The organism is Streptomyces longispororuber (genome assembly GCF_024448165.1).
Taxonomy (GTDB): Bacteria; Actinomycetota; Actinomycetes; order Streptomycetales; family Streptomycetaceae; genus Streptomyces; species Streptomyces longispororuber_A.
The window spans coordinates 1-2,790 of the sequence record NZ_JAMOLN010000407.1; the positions used below are offsets into that span (position 1 = coordinate 1).

Genomic DNA, 2,790 nt, shown 5'->3' on the forward strand with positions numbered 1-2,790 from the left:
GGCGGAGCCGGTGAGTCGGGCTGGGACGAGTCGTTGTACGAGGACGCTCCCGAGGTCGGCGGGGCGGGCGCCGACCCGGAACCCGCCGACCGCAGACGGCGTGCCCGGCGGCGCGCGGGCAGCCGGCCGAAACGGCGCAGGCGCCGAATACTGCGCTGGACCGCGGGCGTCCTGGCCGTCCTGGTCCTCGGCACGGCGGGCGCCGGATACCTCTACTACCGCCATCTGAACAGCAACATCAAGACGGACAAGCTCAATCTGGGCGACAAGCAGGCCGCGAAGCCGACGCCGAACGCGGCCGGGCAGACCCCGCTGAACATCCTGCTGATCGGCTCCGACAGCCGGAACAGCAAGGAGAACCTGAAGCTCGGCGGCCACAAGGCCAGCGTGGGCGCTCCCCCGCTGGCCGACGTGCAGATGCTGCTGCACCTGTCGGCGGACCGCAGCAACATGTCCGTGGTGAGCATGCCGCGCGACACCCTGACCCCGCTGCCCAAGTGCACCGACCCGGAGACCGGCAAGGTGTACGAGGCCACGGTGTCCCGGCAGATGGTGAACACGTCACTGGCCCGTGGCGGTCCCGGCTGCACGGTCGCCACCTGGGAGCAGCTGACGGGCATCCACATCGACCACTTCATGATGGTCGACTTCTCCGGTGTGGTGTCGATGGCCGACGCGATCGGCGGCGTACCGGTCTGTGTCGACGCCAACGTCTACTCCAGGAACAGCAGCGGCGAGGGCTCCGGCCTGAAGCTGGAGAAGGGCACGACCTACGTGAAGGGTGAGCAGGCCCTGCAGTGGCTGCGCACCCGGCACGGCTTCGAGGACGGCTCCGACATCGCGCGCGCCAAGGCGCAGCACATGTACATGAGCTCGATGGTGCGGGAGCTGCGCAAGAACGCGACGTTCAGCCACCCCAACCGGCTGCGCTCGCTCGCCGAGGAGGCGACGAAGGCGCTGCACGTCGACGAGGGCCTGAACACCGTCAAGAAGCTGTACGACCTGAGCAACGAGCTGAAGAAGCCCAGCCCCGGCCGGATCACGATGACGACGATGCCGTTCGTGTACGTGGGGGCGCGCGTCGCGCCGAAGGAAGGGGCGGCCGAGGCGCTGTTCCGGCTGGTCAGGGATGACGTCGCGCTCGACGGCAAGGACAAGAAGAAGAAGGCGGAGGACGAGGTCTCGGACGATCCGGCCGCGGCCGACGCCGAGATCGCGGTACAGGTGCGCAACGGGACGCGGACGGCGACGCTGGCCGCGGTGCCGGGGCGGGCCTCGGCGGTGGCGCAGGTGCTCACCGGCAAGGGCTTCACGCAGACCGTGGCGGACCAGGCGCAGTCGCAGGTCGAGGACGAGACGGTGATCCGCTATCCGTCGGCCGATCTGGAGGGCGACGCCCAGGCGGTCGCCAAGTCCCTCGGCATTCCGCTGAGTTCGGTGAAGAAGTCGACGGACGTGACCGGGGTGACGCTCGTCGTGGGCGCCGACTGGCGGACGGGCAACGCCTATCCGAAGAAGTCCGTCGACGAGGACAAGGTGCTGGACAAGGAGCAGACGCAGAACGGCGCGGACGACTCCACGTGCATGAAGGTTGAGCAGGGCTACAGCTGGTAGCCGGGCCCGGTGGGCGGCGTGGGCGCGGGAGACGAACTCCCGCGCCCACGCACGTCAGTTGGAGGCGAGCACCGCGGGCCGGCGGGACGCGATGACCTTCTTCGCGAGCGCCTTGGGGCTCGTCAGGAAGCCCCAGCCCCACGACATGTGCATGGTGGCGAGCGCGACGGGGATCTGGGCGCGCGCCTTGAGCGGCAGCCCCTTGCCCGCCGGGACGGAGCCCGCGACGATCGCCGCGAGATAGCCGGCGGGGATCACGAAGCCCCACGGGGTGAGGGCGGCGCCGACCACGATGCCCGCCGCGATCGCGGCGACGGCGGTCGGCGGGGCGAGGTAGCGCAGGTTGATGGAGCCCGCGTGGTAGCGGGCGACGACGTGCCGCCAGCGGCCGTAGTCCTTGTACTGCTTGGCGAGCGCCTTGATGCTCGGCCGCGGCCGGTAGGAGACCTTCAGCTCGGGCGAGAACCAGATCAGTCCGCCGGCCTCACGGATCCGGAAGTTCAGCTCCCAGTCCTGGGCGCGGATGAACTCCTCGTTGTAGCCGCCCTGTTGCTCCAGCGCCGCGCGCCGGAAGACACCCAGGTAGACCGTCTCGGCCTGCTGCGCCTCGCCGCCCGTGTGGAAGGCGGCGTTGCCGACACCGATCTTGGAGGTCATCGCGGCGGCGACGGCCTTCTCCCAGTCGTTGGTGCCCTCGGCGAACATGATGCCGCCGACGTTCATCGCGCCGGTCTCCTCCAGGAGGCGGACGGCGGTCGCGATGTAGCCGCGCGAGAGGGCGGCGTGGCCGTCGACGCGCACGACGATCGGGTGGCGGGATGCCTTGATCGCGGCGTTCAGGGCGGCGGGGGTGCGGCCGGTCGGGTTCGGCACCGTGTGCACGCGCTTGTCACGGGATGCGGTCTCGGCGACCAGCTGCGCGGCGATCTCGTCCGTACGGTCGGCGGACGGGCCGAGAGCGAGCACGACCTCCATCTCACCGTCGTACTCCTGCGCGAGGATCGCCTCGACGGCCTCGCGCAGGTGCCGCTCCTCGTTCAGGATCGGCATGATCACGGAAACGGCCGGCAGCTGCCCGGGCGTGTTGGCTGTGGCGTTCATCAGGCGTCACGTTACCGCTAATGGGGGACACGGGCGCGCGCCGCCCGCCTCGCTACCGCGGGCAGGAGATCGTAT

Annotated in this window: 2 protein-coding genes; one reads left to right on the forward strand and one right to left on the reverse strand. The window is 70.2% G+C overall.

The genetic code is table 11. The features are described from left to right. Positions 1 to 1,614, forward strand: a 1,614-nt coding sequence (locus M4J07_RS47430) for an LCP family protein (protein ID WP_374215205.1), incomplete at its 5' end; no start/stop codon positions are given. 54 nt (positions 1,615 to 1,668) lie between these two features. Here the strand turns inward: M4J07_RS47430 and M4J07_RS47435 are convergent. Continuing rightward, entirely contained in the window at positions 1,669 to 2,715 is a 1,047-nt protein-coding gene (locus M4J07_RS47435; protein WP_255983566.1) for a glycosyltransferase family 2 protein, read from the reverse strand. Positions 2,716 to 2,790: the final 75 nt, after the last annotated feature.